Genomic DNA, 24169 nt, shown 5'->3' with positions numbered 1-24169 from the left:
GGGCGGGACATGGTGGTTTCAATCTGGCACAACGCAGCGCAGGCGTTCGCGGTGGGGTTTCCGCCGCTGCTCCAGTGCCTGCTGTTCTGGCTGTTCGCGTCGCTGGTGGTGCATGTCTGCCAGCGGCTGGTGGAGCACACGGCATTTTCGGTCGATCCGTCCAGCCGGCGCATCAGCGCGTCGCACGCGGCCCTGTGCATCGGCTGCATCGTCTGGGCGCTCGATGTGGTCGGCCTGTTCATGTATGCGGAACTGGCGCACCACGCCGCGGCGCTGGACCTGGTGCCCGCCCTGAGCGGGCTGATCATCATGGTGGTCAGCGCGCGCCTGACGATTCCCACGCTCAGCACCGGTGCCAGCAAGGCGCGCATCGCGGTGGCGGGGCTGTGCCTGGCCGTCGGCATGCTGGTGGCGCATTTCACGATCACGCGGGACCAGGTGCAGGACTTCGCCTCGGTGAACTGGACGGCCATCGCGCTGGCCTTCGCCATCGCCATGGGCATCGCCACCGTCACGTCCATGCGCCACCGCTCGGCCAGGCTGAGCGTGCTCACCCCCCGCTACCGCCGCCAGTCGTGGGACGAGAAGGTGCTGTGCGGGGCCGCGATCCTGCTGCTGCACTGGCTGCTGGTCAACACCTTTGCCCTGCACGCCCGCACGCCACGCGGCGAACCCGAGAGCCATGCGCTGCTCGGCATCGTGCTGGTGTTCGGCATCGCCCTGGCCATGGAACAGCTGAGCAACATGCGGTTTGACACCGGCCGCCAGCAGTTGCTGCGCAGGGGCCTGTCGATGATGCGGGTATCCAACATGGCCCAGAACCCCGAGCGCGACATGCAGCTGTCGCTCATCGCCGACCACCTGCCCAGCCTGCTGCGGCCGCAACGGCTGGCGCTGCACTTCCAGCCCATCCTGGACTTCCGGCAGCAGGGCGTGCAGTTCGAGGCGCTGCTGCGCATCACCGACAAGACCCTGGGGCCCATCAACCCCGAGATGTTCCTGCTGGTGTGCGAACTGCAGGGCCGGACGGTCGAAGTGGACCGCACCATCCTGGCCAACGCGCTCGACTGCGTGAAGTCCTGGCAGGCCCAGGGCCTGCACGACGTCACCATCAGCGTGAACGTGGCGCCCCTCACGCTGCTGGAAGACAGCTTCGTGCCCTGGCTGCGCGGCGAACTGGCCCAGCGCGCCCTGCCGCCCCGCGCGCTCAAGCTCGAGCTGACGGAGCACGCCATCATCGCGCTGGGCGCGCAGATGGTGGCCGCGATGCAGCGCCTGCGCACCCTGGGCGTGGCGGTGGTGATGGACGACTTTGGCACGGGCTACTCGTCATTGGGCATGCTGGCCGACCTGCCGATCGCCGGCATCAAATGCGACCGCCTGTTCGTGCAGCAACTGCCGCAGGACCGGCGCCGCCAGTCGCTGCTGCGGCACATCGGCACGCTGGCGCAGGAGTTTGGACTGTCCGTGGTGGTGGAGGGCGTTGAAACCGCAGAGGAACTGCGCATCCTGCGGTCAGTGGGCCTGCACGGCATCCAGGGCTATGTGTACAGCCGCCCCATGCCCGCGGCGGACGTGCCCGCCTGGCACGAAACGCAGATGCTGCCCCGGCGTGCCGCGCTGCAGGAGCTGGTGCCCGCGAAGGGTACCGCGACGGCGGCGCGCGCGCCCACGGCCTCCGCGCGGGGCCCGGCGCCCTGGGTGCCCGGAACATGACCACCCCCAAGGCGGCCCCCCCCGCACCCCGCCGCAACCGCGCGGGAGCGCGCCAGCAGGGAATGCGAACGCACCGCGCGCCGCCGGAAACGCCGCCAGCCACCCAGCCTGGCGCCTGCCCTTCTCCTTTCACCCCTCCTTCTCCTGGACGTGCACCACCCGTGACGGCACTCACCACCCTGGTCCTCGGCGGCTACGGCAACTTCGGCGCGCGCATCTGCCGCGCGCTGGCCGGCGACCCCGCCACGGCGCGCCACATGGCGCTGCTGGTGGCGGGCCGTGACGCGGCACGCGCCCAGGCGCTGGCCGGCATGCTCGGGCATGGAGCCCGGGGCGTGGCGCTGGACCACCAGGCACCCGGCCTGGCCGCCACGCTGCGCCAGTGGGGCGTGGGCCTGGTCATTCACACGGCCGGGCCGTTCCAGGCACAGGGCTACGGCGTGGCCCGGGCCGCCGCCGAGGCGGGAGCGCACTACGTCGACCTGGCCGACGGCCGCCGATTCGTGTGCGATTTCCCTGCCGCCATGCACGGCCCGTTCACCGCCGCGCAGCGCACGGCCGTCACGGGCGCCAGCACGGTGCCGGCGCTGTCCTCGGCCGTCATCGACCACCTGTGCGCGGGCTGGCAGCGCATCGACAGCATCGACATCTGCATCGCCCCCGCGCAGCGCGCGCCGCGCGGGCAGGCCACGCTGGCCGCGGTGCTGAGCTACTGCGGCCAGCCCATTCCGGTGTGGGAGGGCGGGCGCTGGCAGCCCCGGCGCGGCTGGGCGCAACCCAGCCGCGTCCAGTTCCACCGCCTGCGGCCGCGCCTGGGCGCGGTATGCGACATCCCGGACCTCGAGATTTTTCCCGCGCACTACCAGGCTGCCGACCGCGTCACCTTCCGCGCCGCGCTGGAAGTCGGCCTGGCGCAGCGCACCTTCGCCGCCATCGCCGCGCTGCGCGGCTGGGGCATCCTGCCCCGCCCAGAGATGCTGGCGGGCCTGATGCACCACACCGGGGGCGTGCTGGATTTCCTGGGCACTCCGCTGGGGGGCATGGTGGTGCGCGCGGCGGGCACCGGTGCCCAGGGCCAGCCGTGCCGCCGGGCCTGGCACATCGCGGCAGACCACGACCACGGCCCCGAGATCCCCTGCATGGCCGCGATCCTGCTCGCCCGGCGGCTCGCCGCCGGGCATCCCCTGCCGACCGGCGCCCATACCAGCACCGGACTCCTCCCGCTGGAGACCTTCGCCCCCGAATTCGCACGATGGGGCATGCAGACGGATGTGGCCGAGGAGCCCGCGCCACCATGATGGCGCCGCCGCAACACCGTCTGCTGCGCTACAGCCTGGTCGCGGTCTGGCTGGCCACCGCCTTCGCCAGCGTGTGGGAGCTCCACGGCCAGAGCCGCGAGCTGCTGGCGGGCCTGCCCAGGGCGTGGACCGACGGTGGTGCACCGTGGCTGCCCACCGCCCTCATCCTGGCCGGGGCCGCTGCCGACCTCGTGCTGGGGCTGTGGCTGGCGTTGCGCCCCGGGCGTTGCGCATATGCGGCCGCACTGCTTCTGATGGCCGCCATGACGCTGCTGGCCACGCTCATCCACCCCGCATGGTGGCTGCACCCCTTGGGGCCGCTCACCAAGAACCTGCCCATCGCCGCCATCCTGTGGGTGCTGCTGCAGGACACAACCACCTCGCCGCCCCCGCCATGAGCCTGTACCTCATCCTCAAGTGGATTCACATCGTCTCCAGCGTGCTGCTGGTGGGCACCGGGCTGGGCTCGGCGTTCTACCTCTTCTTCACCAACCGCAGCGGCAACGTGCAGGCGCAGGCCGTGGTCAGCCACCTCGTGGTGCGCGCCGACTGGTGGTTCACCACCCCCACGGTCTTCATCCAGCCGGCCACGGGGCTGGCGATGGCCGCGATGGCGGGCCTGCCGTGGAGCACGCCGTGGCTGGCCGCATCGCTCGTGCTCTACGCGGTGGCCGGTGCGTGCTGGGTGCCGGTGGTGTGGCTGCAATTGCGCATGCGCGACATGGCGGCGGAGGCGGCGCGCAGCGGCAGCGCCCCGCCCGCGCGGTACTGGCGCTATGCACGCCGGTGGGAGGCGCTGGGCTACCCCGCCTTCGCGGCCATGGCGGTGGTGTTCTACCTGATGGTGAACAAGCCTGCGCTGGCGTTCTGACTATCATCGCCCCATGCTCATAGAGACCCTGGACACGGCGCGCGACCTGGGGCGCCTGAAGGAAATTCTGGGTGTGATGGTGCGCCATGGCTTTGGCGACACCGTGCGCCGCCTCGGCCTGGCCGACAGGCTCGAACGCGCCGGCCAGGCCCTGCACTGGGCGCATGCCGCCGACCTGGCCCGCGTCGAGCCACCCGCCCAGGTGCGGCTGGCACTGGAAGAACTGGGGCCTGCGTTCGTGAAGTTCGGGCAGATCCTGGCGGGCCGCGCGGACCTCTTCGGCCCCGAGTGGATCGCCGAGTTTGAAAAGCTGCACAGCCAGGTGCCCGCCGTGCCCCTCGATGTGCTGCGCCCGCAACTGCGGGAAGACCTGGGGGCCGAGCCGGAAGAGGTGTTCGCCTGGTTCGACGCCACGCCGCTGGCCGCGGCCTCCATCGCGCAGGTGCACCGCGCGCGGCTGCGCGATGGCACCGAGGTGATCGTCAAGATCCGCCGCCCCGGCATTGCCGACACCATCCACGCCGACCTGCGCCTGCTGCTGCGCCTGGCCGCGCTGGCGGAGGCCGAACTGCCTGCGCTGAAACCTTACCGGCCGCAGCAGCTGGTGCGCGAGTTCGCGCGCTCCCTGCGCCGCGAACTCGACCTGGCCGGCGAATGCCGGCAGGCCGAGCGCATCGCGCTGAACCTGGCGCAGCTGCCCCACATCGTGATCCCGCGCGTGTACTGGGAGCACACCCGCGAGCGCCTGAATGTGCAGGACTTCATCGACGGAACGCCAGGCGGCGCGCTGGGGGCGCTGGTACCCGAAGCCGGATTCGACCGCTCGGTGCTCGCCCGGCGCGGCGCGCAGGCCGTGCTCAAGATGATCGTGGAGGATGGACTCTTCCATGCCGACCCACATCCGGGCAACGTGTTCTACCTGCCGGGCAACCGCATTGCCTTCATCGACTTTGGCATGGTGGGCCGCCTGTCGCAGCGCCGGCGCGAAGAGCTGCTGCAGTTGCTGCTGGGCCTGGTGGAGCACCAGCCGCAGGCGGTGGCCGATGTGCTGCTGGACTGGACGGGCGATGAACACGGCGTCAACCTGGGCCAGCTGGAGACCGAGGTGGAGGCCTTCGTGGACCAGTACCACGGCGTGCCGCTGGCGCAGCTGAGCCTGGGCCAGATGCTGGCCGACGTGACCGCCATCCTGCGCGAACACCACCTGGGCCTGCCGGCGGACCTGGCGCTGCTGATCAAGGCCTTCATCTCCCTCGAAGGCATGGGCCGCAACCTGGACCCGGACTTCCACATGGCCACCGAGGCCCTGCCCCTGCTCCAGCAGGTGGCGCGCGACCGCTACCACCCCCGGGCGCTGGCGGGCCGCGCCTGGTGGACGCTGCGGCGCGCGCTATCGACCGTGGAGCAGTTGCCCGACGATGTCGCGCGGCTGCTGCGCAATGCGCGGCGCGGGCATTTTCAGGTGGGCATCGAGCTGGCCCACCTCAAGCGCGTGGGCGACCAGATCGACCGTTCGGCCAACCGGCTCGCGATGGCGCTGGTGATTGCCGCGCTGATCATCGGCTCGTCCATCGTGATGACCGTCAAGGGCGGACCCACGCTGTTCGGCCTGCCGGCTTTCGGGTTTCTCGGATTCTTCGGCGCGGTGGTCTGCGGCCTGTGGCTGGTGCGCGCCATCTGGCGCAGCAGCCACCACCGCGACGACGACTGAACACGGCGGCCCCCGGCGGCACCGGAAAAAAACACACGCCATGCCCACCCCACCAGGCGGGCGGGCGGGCATGGCGTGTGTACCCAGCAACCGCCGACCGACGCATTCGGATTCGGTTGTCAGGGCGGCCCGAACCCCAGCCGCCGCAGCACGGCCTGCGCCGCCGGTTGCCGCAGCGCGGTGGCAAACGCCTGCGCCGCAGCGGGGGCATCGGCGCGCACCGCCATGCCATAGGCGGCCCCCACCTGCAGCGCGGGGGGCAGTTGCACCACCCGCAAGCGCGGCACCTCGGCCTGCGCGGCCACCGCGTTCGTGCAATAGGTCAGAAACACATCGGCCTGGCGCTGGTCCATCACCCATGCGTAAGTGCCCCGGCCGGTGGGCGGCTTGGGCGAGTCCGCGCCCCCCGTGAGCTTCAGGGCCTTGGCATCCAGCTGGGCATAGGCGCCCGGCTGAATCTTGTCGGCCTGGCGGAACAGCGCCCAGGCGTAGTCGCCCGACGGGTCGGCCTTGGGCGTGGACGTGCCCACGCGCACGTCACTGCGCAGCAAGGTGGCCAGCAAGGTGCCGGGGGTGGCGCTGATCTGTTCGCTGGTCAGCGCACACAGCGCATTGCGCGTGAACACCACCGGCGCCCGCCAGCCGCCCCGGGCCGCTAGGCGCTCGGGATGGTCGGTGTCGGCCGAGGCAAAGACCTGGGCCGCCTCGCCCTTCTCGATGCGCTCGCGCAGCAGGCCCGAGGCCCCGAAGGTCAGCGCCACCTTCTGGCCGGTGCGGGCTTCATGGTCGCGCGCGATCTCGGTGAAGGCCTCGCGCAGGCTGCCGGCGGCATAGACCTGCACGGGTGCCTTTTCAGCGCCCAAGGCCTCGGCAGCCACCGTGGAACAGCCCGCCAGCGGCAGGGCCAGCACACAAACCACGGCCGCGGCCAAGGCCGCCGTCCTCACGCGGTGCTCCATGGCGCGTTCTCACGGGGCTGCGTTCGGGAAGAACAGCTGCTCGCCGCCAATCTTGTAGCTGGCGATGGCGGTTTGGCCCGCGGGCGACACCACCCAGTCCACGAACTTCTGCGCGTCCTGCGCCTTCACGTGCGGGTGTTTGGCGGGGTTCACCACCATCACGCCGTACTGGTTGAAGAGCTTGGTGTCGCCCTCGACCAGGATGGCCAGGTCGGCGCGGTTCTTGAAGTTGAGCCAGGTGCCCCGGTCGGCCAGCACGTAGGCGCCGCTCGATGCCGCGATGTTGAGCGCGGGCCCCATGCCGCAGCCGCATTCCTTGTAGCCGCTGCCCTTGGTGGCGTCGGCGCCCGCGAGCTTCCAGTAGCGCAGCTCGGCCGCGTGGGTGCCGCTCTTGTCGCCGCGCGAGATGAAGCCGCCGTTGGCCGCGGACAACTTCTGCAGGGCTTGCACGATGTCCTTGCCCTTGGTGCCCACCGGGTCGTTCCTGGGGCCGATCAGGATGAAGTCGTTGTACATCACGGGATAGCGCTTCACGCCCCAGCCATCGGCCACGAACTTTTCCTCGGCCGCCTGGTCGTGCACGAACAGCACGTCGGCATCGCCCCGGCGCGCCATGTCCAGCGCCTGCCCCGTGCCCAGCGCCACCACCTTGGTATCGAGCCCGGTGGCCTTCTTGAACTCGGGCAGCAGGTAGCCGAACAGGCCCGACTGCTCCGTGGAGGTGGTGGACGCCATGGTGATGCTCTGCGCAAACGCGGAACCAGACGCTACCAAAACAATAGCTACCAGCGCTTTGGGTACCAGCGCTGCAGCGCGAAAAGGCTTGAAACTCGTCATACCAGCTCTCCTTTGACAAACAGACGGGCGGCCTCCGGCAGGGGGCCGTTGAAGAAATCGTGCACCGGCAGGTCGGCCACCAGGCGGCCATGCTCCATGTAGATCACGCGGCTGGCCAGGCGCTTGACCTGGCCCAGGTTGTGGCTGCTGAACACCATGGTCACGGGGTGCGCCGGGCCTGCCGCGCTGTGGCTGGCGGCAAAGTCGGCCATCAGGGCCTCGACCTCGCGCTTGGCATGCGGGTCGAGGCTGGCGGTGGGTTCGTCCAGCAGCAGCACGTCGGGCCGCAGCGCCCAGGCGCGGGCCAGCGCCACGCGTTGCTGCTGCCCCCCCGACAGGGTGCGCGCGTTCTGCGCGGCGATGTCCCGCAGCCCCACGCGCTGCAGCGCCGTGAGCGCCGTGACTCGCGCATCGCGCCACCGCACGCCCCGCAGCCACAGGGCCAGCGCCACGTTGTTCCGTGCGCTGGTGCGCAGCATGTGCGGGCGCTGGAACAGCATGGCCTGGCGCAGCGCGGCATCGCACTGCAGGCCCCCCCCGCTGGCATCGGCCAGGCCGTTGAGCACGCGCAGCAGCGTGCTTTTGCCGCTGCCGTTGGCGCCCACCAGCGCCACGCGCTCGCCGGGGGTGATGCGCAGCGTGACACGGTCCAGCGCCTGCACGTGGCCGTAGCGCACGGTCACCTGGCGCAGATCGACCCAGGGGTTTGCCAAGGGCCCGCTCATGCCGCCACCCCCACGGGGGTGCTGGATGCAGAGCCGTCCACCCGTTCGCGCCAGCGGCGCACCAGGGCGATCAGCACATTGAGCGCCAGCACCACGGCCAGCAGGATGATGCCCAGCGCCAGCGCCAGGGGCAGGTCGCCCTTGCTGGTCTCCAGGGCGATGGCGGTGGTCATCACGCGCGTGAAGCCGTCGATGTTGCCGCCCACGATCATCACCGCGCCCACCTCCGAGATCGCGCGGCCAAACGATGCCAGCAGCACCGTCAGCAGGGCGTAGCGCTCGTCCCACGCCAGCAGCAGGGCGCGCAGCAGCGGGCCCGCGCCCATGGAGCGCAGCTGTTCGCCATGCGCGCGCTCGGCATCCTCCACCACCTGGCGCGTGAGCGCCGTGACCACCGGCAACACCAGGATGGCCTGCGCCAGCACCATGGCCTTGAAGCTGAACAGCCAGCCCAGCGAGCCCAGCGGCCCGCTGCGCGAGAGCACCAGGTACACCACCAGCCCCACCACCACCGACGGCACCGCCAGCAAGGTGTTGAGCACCGCCAGCGCGGCGCCGCGCCCGGCGAAGCGGGCCACGCCAAGCCAGGCGCCCAGCACCAGGCCCACGCCGCAGGCAAGAAGGCACGCCGTGGCGCTGACCGACAGGGAGCGGCCCACGATGGTCCACAGGACGGGGTCGGACGAGAGGGTGAGTTGCAGCGCTGTGCTCGCGCTTTCCGAGAGTGTGGACATGGGTTCGGCTATCGTAGGCACCCAACCAATATCCAGCGATATGAACTCCCGTGCATAGGGTCCAACTTCACTACACACTCAGCCGCGATGCCGGCAACGCGCTGATCCGCAACCCGCTGCCCGAACTGCTGCAGGCGGTGGCGGAGCACGGGTCCATCTCCGGCGCGGCGCGGGGGCTGGGCCTGTCCTACCGCCACGTCTGGGGGGCCCTCAAGCGCTGGGAGGACCAGCTGGGCGGCGAACTCATCATCTGGGGCAAGGGCCAGTCGGCGCAGCTCAGCGAGTTCGGCGCCAAGCTGCTGTGGGCGGAGCGGCAGGCCCAGGCACGGCTCGCGCCGCAGATCGCCGCGCTGCACGCCGACCTGGAACGCGCATTCGCCGTGGCCTTCGACCCCCACGCCCATGTGCTCACCCTGTACGCCAGCCATGACGACGCGCTGGCCGCGCTGCGCGCCCATGCCGCGGCGCACGGCGGAACGGGCGCGCTGCATCTGGACATCCGCTTCACCGGCAGCGTGGATGCCATCCGCGCGTTGAACGAAGGGCGCTGCACGCTGGCGGGCTTTCACACCGTGGACAACGCCAAGGCGGACTCCCTGACGGCACGCACCTACCAGCCCCTGCTGCAGCCCGGGCTGCACAAGATCATCGGCTTTGCCCAGCGCACCCAGGGCCTCATCGTCGCACCCGGCAACCCGCTGGCGCTGCACGGCCTGGACGACATCGCCCGCACCGGGGCCCGCTTCGTGAACCGGCCGCTGGGCACCGGCACGCGCGTGCTGCTCGACGACCTGCTCGCGCAAGCCGGGATCGGGGCCACCTCCATCGCGGGCTATGCGCTCAACGAACCCTCTCACACGGCGGTGGCGCAGGCCGTGGCCGCAGGTGCCGCGGACGTGGGCATGGGCATCGAGCTGGCCGCGCGGGCGCGCGGACTGGGCTTCGTGCCGCTGGTGCACGAGCGCTACCACCTGGCATGCCTCAAGGCCAGCCTGGACCAGCCCGCCACGCAGGCGCTGCGCGCGCTGCTGCAGACCCCCGAATGGCTGGAGCGGCTGGGGGCCCTGCCGGGCTACACCCCCCTGCACTGCGGCGAAGTCCTGGCCATGAGCACCGTGCTGCCCTGGTGGCGCTTTGCCCGCCCCAAGCGCCGGGCACGCGCCACGGCCTGAGGGACGGAAGGGGCCCAGGAGTCCGCTGAAGCGACTCCGAAGCCACAGGAGGCATGGGCAGCAGGCCGCCCGCCGGGAGACGGCGCGGTGGGCGGACACCGGAGAAAAAAGGCAGGAGAAAGAGGGGCAGACACCCGCCCCCCTGAGGAAAACCCCATGTCCGCGCGTCAGGCTTTCTTCAGCGGCGAAGGGGTAGGATGCGCGTTACTTTCGGACACCCGTTGGGATATTGCTGCGCGCCGTGCAGGCCGCAGCCATGCCCCTGGGCCCAGCAGCGCATTGGGCCCGCCCCTTTTTTATACTCTCAGGAGACACCAAGTGTCAGCACTACTCAAATTAGCCTTGGGCATGGACTGGATTTCCGGCAAGCTCAGCAAGGTGGCCACATGGACCGTCCTGGCCGCGGCGCTCATCTCGGCAGGCAACGCCTTCATCCGCTATGGCCTGGACCTCAGCTCCAACGCCTGGCTGGAGATCCAGTGGTACCTGTTCGCCGCCACCGTGATGCTGGGCGCCCCGTTCGTCCTCATGCTCAATGAGCACGTGCGCGTCGACATCATCTACGGCAAGCTGCGCGGCAACAAGCAGGTGTATGTCGACATCGCGGGCCTGGTGGTGTTTCTGCTGCCCGCCATGCTGCTGATCGCCTACCTGAGCTGGCCGCTGTTCACCCGTGCCTTCTTCTCGGGCGAAATGTCGGGCAATGCGGGGGGGTTGATCCGCTGGCCCGCCATCCTGCTCATGCCGATCGGTTTTTCACTGATGTTCCTGCAGGGCCTGGCCGAGATCATCAAGCGCGTGGCCTATCTGCGCGGCATCTACCAGATGAGCACCCACTACGAGAAACCGGTTCAGTAATCCGGCCCGCAAGCGCCGAACCATGAACCCGTGGTGCCGCTGAGCTGCGAAGCCCGCCGCGCCACGCTCTCAATTCCGGATTTTCAGGAACAACAAAATGCAAATGGAAAACTTTGCCCCGATCATGTTCGCGGGCTTGGTGGTGGTGATGCTGATCGGCTTCCCCGTCGCCTTCTCGCTGGCCGCGCTGGGACTGGCCTCGGGCTTCTTCGCCATCGAGATGGGCTGGTTCCCCGCCGTCTTCATGGCCAACCTGCCCATCAATATCTTCGGGATCCTGAGCAACGAGCTTTTGCTGGCCATTCCGTTCTTCACCTTCATGGGCGCCATCCTCGAGAAATGCGGCCTGGCCGAAGACATGCTCGACTCCATGGGCCAGCTCTTCGGCACCGTGCGCGGCGGCCTGGGCTACTCGGTGATCATCGTGGGCTTCATCCTGGGGGCCATCACCGGTACGGTGGCGGGCCAGGTGATCGCCATGGCGCTCATCTCGCTGCCCGTCATGATCCGCTATGGCTACAACATGCGCTACGCCACCGGCGTGCTGGCCGCCTCGGGCACCATCACGCAGCTGGTGCCGCCCTCGCTCGTGCTGATCGTGATGGCCGACCAGCTGGGACGCTCGGTGGGTGACATGTACCGCGGCGCCTGGGGTCCCTCCATCCTGCAGGTGCTGATCTTCGCGGGCTACACGTTCATGCTGGGCGTCTTCAAGCCCCACTACCTGCCGGGCATCCCGAAGGAAGCGCGCACCATGTCGGGCGCCAAGCTGTGGCTCAAGTGCCTGCGCGGCATCATCCCGTCGGCCCTGCTGATCTTCGCCGTGCTGGGCTCCATGGGCGGCCTGCCCGGCATCGACACCGCCATTGCGACGCCGACCGAGGCGGGCGCCATGGGCGTGGTGGGCGCCATGGTCCTGGCCGCGATCCACAAGCGCCTGACGCTGGCCCTGATGTGGGAAGCCATGCAGGGCACCATGCGCCTGACCGCCATGGTGGTGTTCATCCTGATCGGTGCACGCGTGTTCTCGATGGTGTTCCAGGGCGTGGACGGTGCCAAGTGGGTCGAACACATGCTCTCGGGCCTGCCCGGCGGCCAGATCGGCTTCCTGATCGCGGTGAACCTGTTCATCTTCTTCCTGGCGTTCTTCCTCGACTTCTTCGAGATCGCCTTCATCATCCTGCCCATGCTGGGCCCCGTGGCCGACAAGCTGGGCATCGACCTGATCTGGTTCGGCGTGCTGCTGTGCGTGAACATGCAGACGAGCTTCATGCACCCGCCCTTCGGTTTCGCGCTTTTCTACCTGCGGGGTATCGCCAACACGCTCTTCAAGGAAGGCCGCATTCCCAAGCCCGTGCTGTCCAGCGACATCTACATGGGCGCGATTCCCTGGGTGATCATGCAGCTGCTGCTGGTGACCATCGTGATCTTCGTGCCACAGACGGTGACCATGTTCCTGCCCAAACAGGAGATCATCGACACCGACAAGGTCCAGATCGAGGTGCCGACCGATGACCTGATGCGCTCGGAAGCCACGCCCGATGCGGGCGGAGAAACCGCCGGCGAGAACCCTTTCGGCAACGCCCCGGCTGAAGCAGCGTCGGAACCGGCAAAGTGATGCACAACAGGCCCATCCCCGCGCTCCCATTGCCATGCTGAACCTCACCCCGCTGCCCCTGCCCGAGCCCTTTCGATTTACACCCGAGGGCGGCACGGTCGTGGGCCCCGCGTTCTCGCGCTCGTTCCGGCTCATGGCCACCGTGATCGTGGGCGGTTGCGCCCTGTGGTTCGCCCAGCTGTGGACACGGGGAGCGCTGGGCAACTCGGTGGGCACGGGCACCGGATGGTTCATCGCGGGCCTGGCGCTGATGGCCTGGACCTGGTGGAGCATCATGGTGAGCACCACGCGCATGGACACGAAAGGCCTGCACCAGCGCTGGGTGTGGGACAAGGCCATGCCCTACGACGACCTGGCCTATGTGCGGCTGATCCGCGTGCGCGGGTTCAGCTGGCTCATCGCTCCCCGCCTGTACGTGCGCACGCTCGCCGGCAAGTTCACGGTGTTCTATGGCGCCACGCCCGCCCTGATCGGCGAGTTCGAGCGCATGGGAAAAGAGCTCAGCGCCTTCCGGCAATTCTGAGCCGCCACGGCTTCGTGGAGAGGCGGGCACCCCGAGAGGGGTGCCCGCCTTTTTCATGCGCTCCACACAATGGCGGGCCCGACTCGCCAACGCGCAGCGGCGATCACTCCTGGCGGACGCTCCCGGCGCCCGCGTGCAACCTCCCGCGCCTTGCCCCCAGGCCTCTTGGACACCCTCCGCACGGCCACCGGGGGCGCTGCATGCCACACGCAGGGCAAGGTGAGCCAGGGGTTGGCCGTGGGTGGAGCTGCGTGCCACGGGGATGAGGAGCCCGGCGGCGGCCCCGGCTCCCGCTGCGTGGGCCCATCCTCTGGCGAGCGGACCGCACAGCGAATAGAAAAACGACGCCCATGAAAAAACCGCGCCAGGGCGCGGTTTTCTTTTTGCACTGAGCGCGGTGGGGCGTCAGAGCTTGAGGGTCTGCATGTAGCTGTCGAAACGGCCTTCGGCCACGCGGAACCACGCCACCTGGTCGCGCTGGAAGTTGCGGAAGTCCGCATAGATCTTCTTCCACTCGGGGCTCTTGGCATCGTTCTCGGCGTACACCTCCTGGGAAGCCTTGAACGAAGCGTCCAGCACGTCCTTGGTGAAGGGCAGCAGCTTGATCTTCGCGCCGATCAGTTGCTTGAGGGCCACGGGGTTGCGGGCGTCGTACTTGGCCAGCATGTCCACGGCGGCGTGCGACGAAGCGGACTGGATGATGGCCTTGTTCTCGGCCGACAGGGCATCGAAGGCCTTCTGGTTGATGAAGAAGTCCACTTCAGGACCGCCTTCCCACCAGCCGGGGTAGTAGTAGTGAGGCGCCACCTTGTTGAAGCCCAGCTTCTGGTCGTCATAGGGGCCGACCCATTCCGCCGCATCGATGGTGCCTTTTTCCAGCGCCTGGTAGATTTCGCCGCCTGGCAGGCTTTGGGGAACAACACCCATCTTCTGCATCACTTCGCCGACGAGGCCGCCGCCCAGGCGCATCTTCAGGCCCTTGAGGTCAGCGACCGACTTGATTTCCTTGCGGTACCAGCCGCCCATCTGCGTGCCCGTGTTGCCGCCCGCGAAGCTCAGCATGCCGTAGCCTGCGTAGAACTCGTCCATCAGCTTGCGGCCGTTGCCGTGCATCATCCACGCGTTCATCTGGCGCGAATTCATGCCGAACGGGATCGCGGAGCCCAGCGCGAACGCGGGGTTCTTGCCGTAGAAGTAGTACGGCACGGTGTGGCACATTTCCACGGAGCCTTGCTGCACGCCGTCAGCCACGCCCATGGCGGGCATCAGTTCGCCGCCAGCGTGCACCGAAATCTCGAACTTGCCGCCCGACATGGCCTTCACCGCATTGGCAAACACCTCGGCACCGCCGTAGATGGTGTCAAGGGGCTTGGGGAAGCTCGACGCAAGGCGCCAGCGCACGGCAGCCTGTGCGTGAACGGCAGGCGCAACACCCGCGGCCAGCACGCCCGCGATGCCCGCATGCTTGATGATTGAACGACGATCCATGTGGTTATCTCCGAAAACTCGATTGCACAACTTGGCGCAACGGGCGGTAACCCACGGGCCAAGAACCTTTTTACCGGAGTCGATTGTAGGAACATGCCCAGTGCCGGATTTGCGGGTTTTCCCGTGAAATCCCAGACGCCCGATCAGGGCTTCAGGGTTCTGCAAGCATCGGCTGCGCCCCGCGCACGCAAGGCCGCAACGGGCCGCATCGCCTGGAAGCGGCGTCAGATCTTCTGCGCCGACATGAAGGTGTCGTAGCGCGCTTCGGCAAAGCGGAACCAGAGGATCTGGTCGCGCTGGAAGTTGCGCATGTCCCCGTAGATCTTCTTCCACTCGGGGCTTTTGGAATCGTTGTGCGCAAAGACCTCCATGGAAGCCTTGAAGGCCGCATCCATGACACTTTGCGAGAACGGCAGCACCTTGGTCTTGGCGGCCACCAGCTGCTTGAGCGCGGTGGGGTTCAGCGCGTCGTACTTGGCCAGCATGTCCGCGTGCGCAATGGCGGCGGCTGCCTCCACGATGAGCTTGTTGTCGGCCGAGAGGCCGTCGAACGCCTTCTTGTGGATGAAGAAATCCACCTCGGGCCCGCCCTCCCACCAGCCGGGGTAATAGTAAAAGGGCGCCACCTTGTTGAACCCCAGCTTCTGGTCGTCATACGGCCCCACCCATTCGGCGGCGTCGATGGTGCCCTTTTGCAGGGCCTGGTAGATCTCGCCCCCCGGAATGCTCTGCGGAATGGCGCCCAGCCGGGACATCACTTCACCCACCAGACCGCCGCCCAGGCGCATCTTCATGCCCTTGAAGTCGCTCGGGCTCTTGATCTCGCGCAAGTACCACCCGCCCATCTGCGTGCCGGTGTTTCCCCCCGCGAAACTGACCATGCTGAAGCCGGCGTAGAACTCGTCCATGAGCTTGCGTCCATTGCCATGGAGCATCCAGGCGCTCATCTGGCGCGCGTTGAAGCCGAAGGGGATGGCCGAGCCCAGCGCGAAGGCGGGGCTCTTGCCGTAGAAGTAATACGGCACGGTATGGCACATCTCGACCGCGCCGCCCTGCACGGCGTCCACCACGCCAAATGCCGGCACGAGTTCGCCCCCCGCGTGCACGGAGATCTCGAAGCGGCCGTTCGTCATCACTTTCACGGCCTTGGCGAACACCTCCGCGCCGCCATAGATGGTGTCCAGCGACTTGGGGAAACTGGAGGCCAGGCGCCACCGGATGGATGCCTGCGCAAACACCGCGGGCGCCACGCCGGTGGCCAGGACCCCTGCGATACCTGCGTGTCTGACGAGAGAGCGGCGATCCATAGAACTTGTCTCCAAGAGGGGTGTTGGCAGGCGCGGGCGCATGGCGCCATTGCGGCGCTGGCGGGGGACGGGCACTGTTGCCTTTTGTCGCAATTGTAGGAGGAGGGTCCGCGGCTGGCCCTCTAGGTTTTCCCGGGCACGCAAGGCCATGCGCGGCACCGGCTGGCGGCCCCGCCGTCAGCGCCCCACCCTGTCCCGGAAAAAGCAGAGGGCACTGCCTGCGCATCCACCCACGGCATGCGGCCGCCGGCGAGGCCAGTCCGCGCAGCGCGGCCGTTCGCCCTAGCCCGGGAACCGCTTCTCTATCGCGTTGCGGATTCCCGCCGCGTCGAGCCCCTGCAATGCCAGGAGCCTGGCCGGATCGCCGTGCTCGATGAACACGTCCGGCAGGCCCAGCTGCAGCACCGGGCGCACGATGCCCATGGCGTTGAGCGCTTCGGTCACGGCGCTGCCCGCGCCGCCCATGATCGCGCCTTCTTCCAGCGTGACCAGCGCATCGTGGCGCTCGGCCACTTCACGCAGCAGCGCCTCGTCGACGGGCTTGGCCCAGCGCATGTTGACCACCGTGGCGTCCAGCGCCTCGGCCGCTTCGAGCGCGGGGTACAGCAGCGTGCCAAACGACAGGATGGCGATGCGCGGGGCACCGGCACGGGTGCCCTGGCGCTCGCGGCGGATCTCGCCCTTGCCAAAGGGCAGGCTGTCCAGGCCCGCCAGCGGCGCCACGCCCGCGCCGCTGCCGCGCGGGTAGCGCACGGCCACGGGGTGGTCCTGCTCGAAGGCGCTGCTCAGCAACTGGCGGCATTCGCGCTCGTCGGCCGGGCAGGCCATGCTCATGTTCGGGATGCAGCGCACAAACGGGATGTCATACGCCCCGGCATGCGTGGCGCCGTCCGCGCCCACCAGCCCGGCACGGTCGAGCGCGAACACCACGGGCAGGTTCTGCAGCGCCACGTCGTGGATCAGCTGGTCGTAGCCGCGCTGCAGGAAGGTGGAGTAGATCGCCACCACGGGCTTGACGCCCTCGCAGGCCATGCCGGCGGCGAACGTCACGGCGTGCTGCTCGGCGATGCCCACGTCGTAGTAGCGGTCCGGAAAGCGCTTTTCAAACTCGACCATGCCCGAGCCTTCGCGCATGGCGGGCGTGATGCCCACCAGGCGCCCGTCGTGCGCGGCCATGTCGCACAGCCACTGGCCGAACACCTGGGTGAAGGTGGGCTTCGGCGCGGCGCTGCTCTTGACCAGGCCCACGGCCGGGTCGAACTTGCCGGGGCCGTGGTAGGCCACGGGGTCGGCCTCGGCCAGCTTGTAGCCCTGGCCCTTCTTGGTAACCACGTGCAGGAACTGCGGGCCCTTGAGGCTCTTGATGTTCTCGAGCGTGGGGATCAGCGAATCGAGGTCGTGGCCGTCGATGGGACCGATGTAGTTGAAGCCGAACTTCTCGAACAGCGTGGCGGGCACCACCATGCCCTTGGCCTGCTGCTCGAAGCGCTTGGCCAGCTCCAGCAGGGGCGGCACGGGGCGCAGCACGGTCTTGCCCACGTTCTTGGCGGCGGCGTAGAACTGGCCGCTCATGAGCTGGGCCAGGTAGCGGTTGAGCGCACCGACGGGCGGGCTGATGCTCATGTCGTTGTCGTTGAGCACGACAAGCAGGTTGGCGTCGGCCACGCCGCCGTTGTTGAGCGCCTCGAAGGCCATGCCGGCGCTCATCGCGCCGTCGCCGATGATGGCCACCGCATGCCGGTCTTCTCCCTTGCGCTTGGCGGCCAGCGCCATGCCCAGTGCCGCCGAGATGCTGGTGCTCGAGTGCGCCGTTCCGAAGGTGTCATACACGCTTTCCGCCCGCTGCGGAAACCCCGAGATGCCGCCCAGCTGGCGCAGCGTATGCATGCGGTCGCGCCGGCCGGTCAGGATCTTGTGGGGGTAAGTCTGGTGGCCCACGTCCCACACGAGGCGGTCTTCGGGGGTGTTGAAGACGTGGTGCAGCGCCACGGTCAGCTCCACCGTGCCCAGGTTGGAGCTGAGGTGGCCGCCGGTCTGGGAGACGCTCTGCAGCACGAACTCGCGCAGTTCGGTGGCCAGCGCCTTGAGGTCTGCGCGCGAGAGCTTGCGCAGGTCTGCCGGGTCATTGATGTTCTGCAGCAGGGGAAAGGACGTCGTGGACATTTACTATTCTTTTTATAGCTTCCAGCGCTTTACCGATAAGCGCCAGTGGCCAGTTTGGTATGTTTCTTCATCGCGACGCGGCACGGCCAGGGCCCTGCTCAGTGCGAGCGGCGCACCACCATGTCCGCCAGGGCCGCCAGTGCGCGGGTATCGGGCAGGCCGCTGCGGGCCAGCGCCGCATGCGCCTCGCCCAGGAGTTCGTCGGCATGGGCCCGCGCGGGCTCCAGCCCAAGCAGCGAGACATAGGTGGGCTTGTCGGCCGCCGCGTCCTTGCCCGCCGTCTTGCCCAGCGTGGCCGAATCGGCCACCACATCCAGGATGTCGTCGACCACCTGGAACGCAAGGCCCATGGCGGCGCCATAGTCGGACAGCGCCTGGTACGCCGCGCCCACCGCATGGCCGCACACCGCGCCCATGAGCACGCTGCCCTGCAGCAGCGCGCCCGTCTTGAGGCGGTGCATCTGCCGCAGCTGGTCCTGCGTGAGCGCAACCCCCACGCTGGCCAGGTCGATCGCCTGCCCACCCGCCATGCCGGCCGACCCCGCAGCGCAGGCCAGCAGCCGGCACAGCGCGGCCTGGGTGGCAGCAGGGATGAGGGTGTTGTCCGGCGTCAGCAATTCGAACGCAAAGGCCTGCAGGGCGTCGCCCGCCAGCAGCGCCTGGGCCTCGCCAAACTGCACGTGCACCGTGGGCTTGCCCCGGCGCAGCACGTCGTTGTCCATGCAGGGCATGTCATCGTGCACCAGCGAGTAGGCGTGGATCAGCTCCACCGCGCAGGCCGCGCGCAGCGCCGCGTCGTCGAATACCGCGGAGGCGGAGGCACCGCTGCACACCGCCTCATAGGCCGCCAGCACCAGCAGGGGCCGCAGGCGCTTGCCGCCGTCGAGCACGGCGTAGCGCATGGCATCGCCCAGCCCGGCGGGCGCGCCGTGGCCCACCCACTGCGAGAGGGCCTGCTCCACGCGTGCCAGGTGGTTCTGGCTCCAGAGATTCATGTCAAGGGGTCGGCTCGCACACGCCATCGGCACCGCGCTCATTCCTGGTTCCATGGTTGCAGCTGTCCTTCGTCCAGCACCTTGATCTGGTCCTGCACGGCATCGAGCCGCTGGCGGCAGAACGCCAGCAGCGCCGCACCGCGCTGGTAGCCGGCCAGCATCTGGTCCAGCGGCAGCTGGCCCGATTCAATGCGGACCACGAGTTGCTCCAGCTCTTCCAGCGCCGCTTCGTAGCTAGCGGGTTCGGCGGGGGGCGCGGGAGTTGCGGGGGCCTTGGGCATGGAGGGGGCGACGGTGCGCGGGTGAAAAACCGGTCATTTTAGGCGCACCACCGCGGCGCGGCGCGGGACGCCCCCCGGCGCGCTCCGCCCCCGGCGCCAGAAGCCTGTGTCCGGCCCGCCACGGGGCCGCGGCACGCCGTGAGCGGATGGCCGGAACAGGGGTTTCAATACACGTAAGTGGGATGCGGGAATAACCCCACCGCCTATAATCCCATTCCCGTCGAGCCGGCTCATCTCCTGAGCCGGTTTCTTTTTTCCAGATGCGCCCAGGCGCACCTCCCTGTGGGGAGTCTTTAGGTCAGGTCACCCATGTCTGATTTAAGTCTTCAACTGCAGCAGGCCGCAAGCCAACTACCAGTTTCAAGCTACTTTGACGATGCGCTGTTCCAGCGCGAGCTGGAGTCCATCTTCCAGCGCGGGCCCCGCTATGTGGGGCATCAACTGTCCGTGCCGAACGTCGGCGACTACTACGCACTGCCCCAGGAGGGCGAGGGCCGCGCCCTGGTGCGCAACGCCCAGGGCGGGGTCGAGCTCGTCTCCAACGTTTGCCGCCACCGCCAGGCCGTCATGCTCAAGGGCAAGGGCTCGCTGCACACCCAGCAAAAGGGCAGCGCGGGCGGCAACATCGTGTGCCCCCTGCACCGCTGGACCTACAGCCCCCAGGGCGAGCTGCTGGGCGCCCCGCACTTCGCGAACGACCCCTGCCTGAACCTGAACAACTACAAGCTGCGCGAGTGGAACGGCCTGCTGTTCGAGGACAACGGCTACGACGTGGCCGCCGACCTCGCCCAGATGGGCCCGCGCGCCGACCTGGACTTCGAGGGCTACGTGCTCGACCACGTGGAGCTGCACGAGTGCAACTACAACTGGAAGACCTTCATCGAGGTCTATCTGGAGGACTACCACGTGGGGCCCTTCCACCCGGGCCTGGGCAGCTTCGTGACCTGCGAGGACCTGCGCTGGGAGTTCGGCAAGAACTACTCGGTGCAGACCGTGGGCGTGGCCAACCGCCTGGGCAAGGCCGGCAGCCCCGTGTACGAGCGCTGGCATGAGGCCCTGCTCGCCTTCCGGGAGGGCAAGCCGCCCAAGCACGGAGCCATCTGGCTCACGCTGTACCCCCACATCATGGTGGAGTGGTACCCGCATGTGCTCACCGTGTCCACGCTGCACCCCGTCAGCCCCACCAAGACGCTGAACATGGTGGAGTTCTACTACCCCGAGGAGATCGCCGCCTTCGAGCGCGAATTCGTCGAGGCGCAGAAGGCCGCCTACATGGAGACCTGCATCGAGGACGACGAGATCGGCGAACGCATGGACGCCGGCCGCAAGGCCCTGCTGGCCCGTGGCGACAACGAAGTGGGCCCTTACCAAAGCCCCATGGAAGACGGCATGCAGCACTTCCACGAGTGGTACCGCGAGGCGATGGGCTCGGACACCATCGACCCGGCAACGCCAAAACGCTGAATACGGCGGCAAAACCCCGCCAATCCGCAGGCCCACCATGGTCTGCTCTCATTACAATAGCTGCCAGTGCTTAAAAAATAAGCGCTGGCAGCTATTTTCATTTCTGCGCCCCACGGCGCGCCTCGAGAGACCACAACCCGATGCAAGCCCTCTGGATGGTGTTGGCCGCGTTCCTGTTTGCCAGCATGGGCGTGTGCGTCAAGATCGCGTCGGACTTTTTCAACTCGGCCGAGCTGGTGTGCTACCGGGGCCTGATCGGCATGTTCATCCTGTGGCTGCTGGCGCGCTCGCAAAAGGTGACGCTGGCGACGCAATACCCCGGCATGCACGCCTGGCGCAGCCTGGTGGGCGTGACCTCGCTCGGAGCCTGGTTCTTCGCCATCGCCCACCTGCCCCTGGCCACGGCCATGACGCTCAACTACATGAGCAGCGTGTGGATCGCCGCCTTCCTGATCGGGGGCACGCTGCTGGCCTGGCGCCCCTCGCCAGCCACCCCGCGCCCGGCCCTGCAAGGCCCGCTGGTACTCACCGTGCTGGTCGGTTTCGTGGGCGTGGTGCTGATGCTGCGCCCCAGCCTGGACCAGAACCAGGCCTTTGCCGGCCTGATCGGGCTGATGTCGGGCCTGACGGCTGCGTTTGCCTATATGCAGGTGGTGGCGCTGTCGCGCCTGGGCGAGCCCGAGTCGCGCACCGTCTTCTACTTCGCCGTCGGCTCGGCGGTGGCGGGCGGCGTGGCCATGCTGTTCACCGGCACCTCGGCCTGGCCGGGCTGGCAGGCGCTGTGGCTGCTGCCCATCGGCGTGCTGGCCGCGGGCGGCCAGCTGTGCATGACCAAGGCCTACGCCAGCGCCAAGACCCAGCGCGGCACGCTGGTGGTGGCCAATCTGCAGTATTCAGGCATCGTGTTCGCCGCCGTCTACAGCGTGCTGCTGTTTGGCGACAAGATCCCGCCCATCGGCTGGTTGGGCATGGCCCTCATCGTGGGCAGCGGCATCGTTGCCACCATCCTGCGCGCGCGGGCTGCGCCCGGGGCACCTGCCGAAGAACACTGACGGATACAAAAACAGATACGGCCAGACGAGGACACGCTCCACCGGGATGGCCACAATGGAGCCCCTTTCGACGCACTCCGTTACTTTGCCCATTTTCTGCCGATGACCACCTACACCACGCTCATCTCTGCCCCCGACCTGCAATCCCTGATCGCCAGCGGTGCGCCGCTGATGGTGTTTGACTGCAGCTTCGAACTGATGCAACCCACAGCCGGTGCACAGCAGTACGCACAGGCGCACATCCCCGGCGCGGTGTACGCCAACCTTGACAACGACCTCAGCGCCAAACACGGTGCCCCCGGAGCTCACGGCACGCTGACCGCCCAGGAAGCCGACCAGCCGGCATCCGGTGGGCGCCACCCCCTGCCCAGCCGCGAGCGTTTTGCAATGTGGCTGTCCAGCGTAGGTTTTGCCAATGGCATGCAGGCCGTGGTGTACGACCGCCAGGGCGCCAACTACTGTGGCCGCCTGTGGTGGATGCTCAAGTGGGAGGGGCACGATGCTGTGGCCGTGCTCGACGGTGGGCTGCAAGCCTGGCAGGCCGCCGGGGGGGCGGTGAACAGCGGCGAAGAGCCCGCGCACTTCCAGACCAATTTCCAGCTGGGCGCCCCCTTGCGCCAGCTGGCCACGGCCAGCGAGGTGCTTGCGCGCCTGCAGCAGCCCGGCCAGACCGTGATCGACGCCCGTGCAGGTGCCCGCTACCGGGGCGAGGTGGAGCCGCTGGACCCCGTGGCCGGCCACATTCCAGGCGCGCTGAACCGCCCATTTGCCGAAAACATCGGCGCGGATGGCCGCTTCAAGCCTGCTGACGTGCTGCGCTCTGAATTTGAAGCGCTGCTAGGCGGCCGTGACCCCGCCACCGTGGTGCACCAGTGCGGCAGCGGCGTGAGCGCCGTGCCCAATCTGCTGGGCATGGAGATAGCCGGCCTCGGCCCGACAGCATTGTTTGCTGGCAGCTGGAGCGAGTGGTGTTCAGACCCCACGCGCCCGGTCGAAAAAGGCTGATCCAGCGTCCAGCACCGCAGCGCAGGTTGTAAAAGTGCAAAAAAGATGGTTTTGAGGGTGCTATCAAAACCATGAACAGAAGTGGGCAGCCTGGGCCCACTGCCACAGCAGCGACCACCGCCTGAAATGCCAGCCTGCACCTGATGTGCGTGTAGGGCAAATTCCTACGCAGCCCACCGCAGAACCAGACACGCGGCACAGCCAAACCCCGACTTAATTTTTGATTGGGGCGGTTTCACAATCCATTTCAACGGATCGCGAAAACCTGCAAACAGCAGGCCACCACGCAAGACCCGGAACTGGAACAAAGGAAGCCGCCATGACCAACGAACAACTCCTCGCTGAAATCCGCGAAGCCAACCTCACTTACCTGATGCTGGCCCAGACCCTGATTCGCCAGGACAAGGCAGAGGCCGTGTTCCGCTTGGGCATGAACGAGGAGTCTGCCGATATTCTCGCATCGCTGTCGGCGGCGCAAGTGATGAAACTGGCCTCCAGAAACACGCTTCTTTGCAGCTTCCGCGTGGACGACAACCTGGTGTGGAGCCTGCTCACCAACCACTCGGCCAAGAAGGTGGGCAACGAGGCCACCAACACGCTGCACGCCAACATCCTGATGGCCAGCCGCGTGTCCGAAGTGCTCTGAGCCCACCGCCAGACCTTTGCACCGAACGCCCTCCATCTCTCTCGCCGAAAGCCCGCCATGTCCTCCACCACCGCCGCCAAAGCCCCAGCCAAGAGCGTTCTGAACGAATCCAAGCAGATCGAACGCGCCGCCATGCTGATCCAGATGGGCGCCCGCATGCAGGTGCTGGAGTCGGAAACCACGCTGTCGTACGAGCGCCTGATCCGCCTGTACAAGGAAATCGCGGGCAAGTCGCCATCGAAGGGCCAGCTGCCCTTCTCCACCGACTGGTTCCTGACCTGGCAAGAGAACATCCACAGCTCGCTGTTTTTGAACATCTACGAATACCTGTCCAAGGGCGTGGACCTGGATTCGGTGGAGCTGCTGACCAAGGCCTACCGCCTGTACAACGAACAGGTGGCCACGGCCGAGATCGAACCCCTGCTGTCGTTCACCCGCGCCTGGCGTCTGGTGAAATTCGTGGATGCCGGCATGCTCACCCGCACCAAGTGCGCCCAGTGCAGCGGCCAGTTCGTGACCGAGCTGTACGAGAACCGCCATTTCACCTGCGGCCTGTGCAACCCACCCGCCCGCGCTGGCAAGAGCAAGACGGCCGGTGCACTGATGCTGCACTAAGTACATCCCCCCGAGCGGCTTTGCCGCTTCCCCCTTCTCTCGAACCGCTACGCGATTCGGGAAAGGGGGCGATGCCCTCGCTGCGGGGCGGCCCTTGCCTGGCATCCCTGGCAAGGGAGAAGGCAGCGCCA

General features: G+C 67.9%; 23 protein-coding genes. 14 read left to right on the top strand and 9 right to left on the bottom strand.

Annotated features, from left to right (window positions below; translation table 11 throughout):
* The first annotated feature begins 9 nt into the window (after positions 1 to 9).
* The 5 genes from AC07OD_RS22090 to AC07OD_RS22070 all read left to right on the top strand — a co-directional run bounded on the left by AC07OD_RS22090 (position 10) and on the right by AC07OD_RS22070 (position 5596).
* Positions 10 to 1716, top strand: coding sequence for an EAL domain-containing protein (locus AC07OD_RS22090; protein WP_494598014.1), 1707 nt, complete (start codon positions 10 to 12; stop codon positions 1714 to 1716).
* Positions 1717 to 1877: 161 nt separating this feature from the next.
* Positions 1878 to 3014, top strand: a complete 1137-nt coding sequence (locus tag AC07OD_RS22085) for a saccharopine dehydrogenase family protein (RefSeq protein ID WP_494598013.1) — start codon at positions 1878 to 1880, stop codon at positions 3012 to 3014.
* Entirely contained in the window at positions 3014 to 3412 is a 399-nt protein-coding gene (locus tag AC07OD_RS22080; RefSeq protein WP_218294431.1) for a DoxX-like family protein, read from the top strand. Before AC07OD_RS22085 ends, AC07OD_RS22080 begins: the two co-directional genes overlap by 1 nt.
* The gene (locus AC07OD_RS22075; protein ID WP_218293786.1) at positions 3409 to 3885 is read left to right on the top strand and encodes a DUF2269 family protein; all 477 of its coding nucleotides are present in this window, start codon (positions 3409 to 3411) and stop codon (positions 3883 to 3885) included. Before AC07OD_RS22080 ends, AC07OD_RS22075 begins: the two co-directional genes overlap by 4 nt.
* 13 nt (positions 3886 to 3898) lie before the next feature.
* Positions 3899 to 5596, top strand: a complete 1698-nt coding sequence (locus tag AC07OD_RS22070) for an ABC1 kinase family protein (protein ID WP_218293784.1) — start codon at positions 3899 to 3901, stop codon at positions 5594 to 5596.
* 119 nt (positions 5597 to 5715) lie between these two features.
* Here AC07OD_RS22070 and AC07OD_RS22065 read toward each other — a convergent pair whose 3' ends face one another.
* The 4 genes from AC07OD_RS22065 to AC07OD_RS22050 are packed head-to-tail and all read right to left on the bottom strand — an operon-like array spanning position 5716 to position 8851.
* On the bottom strand, positions 5716 to 6555 hold the full coding sequence (locus AC07OD_RS22065) for a molybdate ABC transporter substrate-binding protein (RefSeq protein ID WP_494598012.1): 840 nt from the start codon (positions 6553 to 6555) through the stop codon (positions 5716 to 5718).
* A 9-nt stretch (positions 6556 to 6564) separates the two neighbouring features.
* The gene (locus AC07OD_RS22060) at positions 6565 to 7392 is read right to left on the bottom strand and encodes an ABC transporter substrate-binding protein (protein WP_492254826.1); all 828 of its coding nucleotides are present in this window, start codon (positions 7390 to 7392) and stop codon (positions 6565 to 6567) included.
* Positions 7389 to 8117, bottom strand: a complete 729-nt coding sequence (locus AC07OD_RS22055; RefSeq protein ID WP_218341672.1) for an ABC transporter ATP-binding protein — start codon at positions 8115 to 8117, stop codon at positions 7389 to 7391. Before AC07OD_RS22055 ends, AC07OD_RS22060 begins: the two co-directional genes overlap by 4 nt.
* Positions 8114 to 8851, bottom strand: coding sequence for an ABC transporter permease (locus AC07OD_RS22050; protein WP_218293776.1), 738 nt, complete (start codon positions 8849 to 8851; stop codon positions 8114 to 8116). Before AC07OD_RS22050 ends, AC07OD_RS22055 begins: the two co-directional genes overlap by 4 nt.
* A 50-nt stretch (positions 8852 to 8901) precedes the next feature.
* On the opposite strand from AC07OD_RS22050, the gene AC07OD_RS22045 reads away from it, so the two are divergent.
* The 4 genes from AC07OD_RS22045 (at position 8902) to AC07OD_RS22030 (ending at position 13022) form a co-directional block, all read left to right on the top strand.
* Positions 8902 to 10023: a substrate-binding domain-containing protein gene (locus AC07OD_RS22045; RefSeq protein ID WP_218293774.1), complete on the top strand. Its 1122-nt coding sequence runs from the start codon at positions 8902 to 8904 to the stop codon at positions 10021 to 10023.
* 318 nt (positions 10024 to 10341) lie between these two features.
* A complete protein-coding gene (locus tag AC07OD_RS22040) occupies positions 10342 to 10881 on the top strand; it encodes a TRAP transporter small permease subunit (protein WP_218293772.1) in 540 nt (179 codons plus the stop codon).
* Positions 10882 to 10978: 97 nt separating this feature from the next.
* Entirely contained in the window at positions 10979 to 12499 is a 1521-nt protein-coding gene (locus AC07OD_RS22035; protein WP_218293771.1) for a TRAP transporter large permease, read from the top strand.
* Positions 12500 to 12533: 34 nt separating this feature from the next.
* On the top strand, positions 12534 to 13022 hold the full coding sequence (locus tag AC07OD_RS22030; RefSeq protein WP_218293769.1) for a hypothetical protein: 489 nt from the start codon (positions 12534 to 12536) through the stop codon (positions 13020 to 13022).
* 405 nt (positions 13023 to 13427) lie between these two features.
* Here the strand turns inward: AC07OD_RS22030 and AC07OD_RS22025 are convergent, their stop codons facing one another.
* From AC07OD_RS22025 to xseB, 5 genes are all read right to left on the bottom strand, one after another.
* Positions 13428 to 14510 carry a TRAP transporter substrate-binding protein gene (locus tag AC07OD_RS22025; protein WP_218293768.1) on the bottom strand — a complete coding sequence of 361 codons (1083 nt, stop codon included), beginning with the start codon at positions 14508 to 14510 and terminating at the stop codon, positions 13428 to 13430.
* Positions 14511 to 14734: 224 nt separating this feature from the next.
* Positions 14735 to 15817: a TRAP transporter substrate-binding protein gene (locus tag AC07OD_RS22020; protein WP_218293766.1), complete on the bottom strand. Its 1083-nt coding sequence runs from the start codon at positions 15815 to 15817 to the stop codon at positions 14735 to 14737.
* 282 nt (positions 15818 to 16099) lie between these two features.
* Positions 16100 to 17980: a 1-deoxy-D-xylulose-5-phosphate synthase gene (gene dxs / locus AC07OD_RS22015; RefSeq protein ID WP_218341673.1), complete on the bottom strand. Its 1881-nt coding sequence runs from the start codon at positions 17978 to 17980 to the stop codon at positions 16100 to 16102.
* A gap of 98 nt (positions 17981 to 18078) precedes the next feature.
* Positions 18079 to 19017, bottom strand: coding sequence for a polyprenyl synthetase family protein (locus AC07OD_RS22010; protein WP_218294430.1), 939 nt, complete (start codon positions 19015 to 19017; stop codon positions 18079 to 18081).
* Complete coding sequence (gene xseB, locus AC07OD_RS22005) at positions 19014 to 19256, bottom strand: exodeoxyribonuclease VII small subunit (protein ID WP_494598011.1); 243 nt, start codon at positions 19254 to 19256, stop codon at positions 19014 to 19016. The genes AC07OD_RS22010 and xseB overlap by 4 nt, the downstream gene beginning before the upstream one ends.
* Positions 19257 to 19565: 309 nt before the next feature.
* Between xseB and AC07OD_RS22000 the strand changes: the two genes are divergently transcribed.
* From AC07OD_RS22000 to flhC, 5 genes are all read left to right on the top strand, one after another.
* Positions 19566 to 20720, top strand: coding sequence for an aromatic ring-hydroxylating oxygenase subunit alpha (locus AC07OD_RS22000; RefSeq protein WP_218293762.1), 1155 nt, complete (start codon positions 19566 to 19568; stop codon positions 20718 to 20720).
* 140 nt (positions 20721 to 20860) lie between these two features.
* Positions 20861 to 21772, top strand: coding sequence for a DMT family transporter (locus AC07OD_RS21995; RefSeq protein WP_218341675.1), 912 nt, complete (start codon positions 20861 to 20863; stop codon positions 21770 to 21772).
* 102 nt (positions 21773 to 21874) lie between these two features.
* Positions 21875 to 22777 (top strand): sulfurtransferase, encoded by a 903-nt coding sequence (locus AC07OD_RS21990; protein WP_218341676.1) that lies wholly within the window; start codon positions 21875 to 21877, stop codon positions 22775 to 22777.
* A 319-nt stretch (positions 22778 to 23096) separates the two neighbouring features.
* Positions 23097 to 23423, top strand: coding sequence for a flagellar transcriptional regulator FlhD (flhD, locus tag AC07OD_RS21985; RefSeq protein ID WP_008902803.1), 327 nt, complete (start codon positions 23097 to 23099; stop codon positions 23421 to 23423).
* A 57-nt stretch (positions 23424 to 23480) separates the two neighbouring features.
* A complete protein-coding gene (gene flhC / locus AC07OD_RS21980; RefSeq protein ID WP_218293757.1) occupies positions 23481 to 24038 on the top strand; it encodes a flagellar transcriptional regulator FlhC in 558 nt (185 codons plus the stop codon).
* Positions 24039 to 24169: the final 131 nt, after the last annotated feature.

The sequence above is a fragment of the Acidovorax sp. GW821-FHT10E03 genome (genome assembly GCF_059415205.1).
Note: the sequence above shows the minus strand (reverse complement) of the source record. Positions and strands in the feature narration are given on the sequence as shown.

Coding starts and splice junctions, on each gene's coding strand:
- AC07OD_RS22080 (WP_218294431.1), top strand. CDS start 3,014: ATGGCGCCGCCGCAACACCGTCTGCTGCGCTACAGCCTGGTCGCGGTC.
- AC07OD_RS21995 (WP_218341675.1), top strand. CDS start 20,861: ATGCAAGCCCTCTGGATGGTGTTGGCCGCGTTCCTGTTTGCCAGCATG.
- AC07OD_RS22065 (WP_494598012.1), bottom strand. CDS start 6,555: ATGGAGCACCGCGTGAGGACGGCGGCCTTGGCCGCGGCCGTGGTTTGT.
- AC07OD_RS21990 (WP_218341676.1), top strand. CDS start 21,875: ATGACCACCTACACCACGCTCATCTCTGCCCCCGACCTGCAATCCCTG.
- flhD (WP_008902803.1), top strand. CDS start 23,097: ATGACCAACGAACAACTCCTCGCTGAAATCCGCGAAGCCAACCTCACT.
- AC07OD_RS22090 (WP_494598014.1), top strand. CDS start 10: ATGGTGGTTTCAATCTGGCACAACGCAGCGCAGGCGTTCGCGGTGGGG.
- AC07OD_RS22030 (WP_218293769.1), top strand. CDS start 12,534: ATGCTGAACCTCACCCCGCTGCCCCTGCCCGAGCCCTTTCGATTTACA.
- xseB (WP_494598011.1), bottom strand. CDS start 19,256: ATGCCCAAGGCCCCCGCAACTCCCGCGCCCCCCGCCGAACCCGCTAGC.
- flhC (WP_218293757.1), top strand. CDS start 23,481: ATGTCCTCCACCACCGCCGCCAAAGCCCCAGCCAAGAGCGTTCTGAAC.
- AC07OD_RS22020 (WP_218293766.1), bottom strand. CDS start 15,817: ATGGATCGCCGCTCTCTCGTCAGACACGCAGGTATCGCAGGGGTCCTG.
- AC07OD_RS22025 (WP_218293768.1), bottom strand. CDS start 14,510: ATGGATCGTCGTTCAATCATCAAGCATGCGGGCATCGCGGGCGTGCTG.
- dxs (WP_218341673.1), bottom strand. CDS start 17,980: ATGTCCACGACGTCCTTTCCCCTGCTGCAGAACATCAATGACCCGGCA.
- AC07OD_RS22055 (WP_218341672.1), bottom strand. CDS start 8,117: ATGAGCGGGCCCTTGGCAAACCCCTGGGTCGATCTGCGCCAGGTGACC.
- AC07OD_RS22070 (WP_218293784.1), top strand. CDS start 3,899: ATGCTCATAGAGACCCTGGACACGGCGCGCGACCTGGGGCGCCTGAAG.
- AC07OD_RS22035 (WP_218293771.1), top strand. CDS start 10,979: ATGCAAATGGAAAACTTTGCCCCGATCATGTTCGCGGGCTTGGTGGTG.
- AC07OD_RS22010 (WP_218294430.1), bottom strand. CDS start 19,017: ATGAGCGCGGTGCCGATGGCGTGTGCGAGCCGACCCCTTGACATGAAT.
- AC07OD_RS22050 (WP_218293776.1), bottom strand. CDS start 8,851: ATGTCCACACTCTCGGAAAGCGCGAGCACAGCGCTGCAACTCACCCTC.
- AC07OD_RS22075 (WP_218293786.1), top strand. CDS start 3,409: ATGAGCCTGTACCTCATCCTCAAGTGGATTCACATCGTCTCCAGCGTG.
- AC07OD_RS22000 (WP_218293762.1), top strand. CDS start 19,566: ATGTCTGATTTAAGTCTTCAACTGCAGCAGGCCGCAAGCCAACTACCA.
- AC07OD_RS22060 (WP_492254826.1), bottom strand. CDS start 7,392: ATGACGAGTTTCAAGCCTTTTCGCGCTGCAGCGCTGGTACCCAAAGCG.